Here is a 946-nt window from a genome sequence, read left to right as displayed (position 1 = left end):
GGCGGGTTTCACGGCGGGGGCAATCCATGAAGCGTTTCATCCAGGGCGAGTGTCGAGGCCAAAGCACGCTGTTGCCCGAGAGCCTGGATGACTACATCGCAGACACCAATCCGGTGCGGGTGGTCGATGTATTTGTCGATGAACTCGACCTCGGCCGACTCGGTTTTGACAGGGTCGTCCCCGCAGCAACCGGTCGGCCTGCCTACCATCCTGCCGTCCTGCTGAAGATCTACATCTACGGCTACCTCAACCGCATCCAGTCCAGCCGTCGCCTCGAGCGCGAGGCCCAACGCAATGTCGAGCTGATGTGGCTGACCGGACGCCTGATGCCGGACTTCAAGACTATCGCCAACTTCCGCAAGGACAACGGCAAAGCCATTCGCGGTGTCTGCCGGCAGTTCGTGGTGCTGTGCCAGCAACTCGGTCTGTTCGCCGAGGCGCTGGTGGCCATCGACGGCAGCAAGTTCAAGGCGGTCAACAATCGCGACCGCAACTTCACCAGTGCCAAGCTGCAACGGCGGATGGAGGAGATCGAGTCCAGCATCAGCCGCTACCTGACTGCGCTCGACACTGCTGACCGCCAGGAGCCGGCGGCGGCACAGGCCAAGGCCGAACGCCTGCACAGCAAGATCGCCGCCCTGAAAACCAAGATGCAGGAACTTCGGGATATCGAGGGCCGGCTTGAGGCCGCGCCGGACAAACAGATCTCCCTGACCGATCCCGACGCACGCTCGATGATGACGCGCGGCACCGGCCTGGTTGGTTACAACGTCCAGGCCGCTGTCGACACCAAACACCATCTGATCGTGACGCACGAAGTCACGAACGACGGCGTCGACCGGGATCAATTGAGTGCCATGGCCCAGCAAGCGCGGGACGCGATGGGCGTGGAGTCACTCTCGGTGGTCGCCGATCGGGGCTACTTCAAGAGCGAGGAAATCCTCGC

General features: G+C 62.5%; 1 protein-coding gene. It reads left to right on the top strand.

From position 1 onward, the window contains the following. Positions 1-26: 26 nt before the first annotated feature. A partial coding sequence (locus MnOB_RS28405) for an IS1182 family transposase (protein ID WP_107504148.1) occupies positions 27-946 on the top strand: 920 nt, incomplete at its 3' end.

The sequence above is a fragment of the Metapseudomonas resinovorans genome, from assembly GCF_002003485.1.
GTDB lineage: Bacteria > Pseudomonadota > Gammaproteobacteria > Pseudomonadales > Pseudomonadaceae > Metapseudomonas > Metapseudomonas resinovorans_D.
This window is presented reverse-complemented; position numbering and strand designations above follow the sequence as displayed.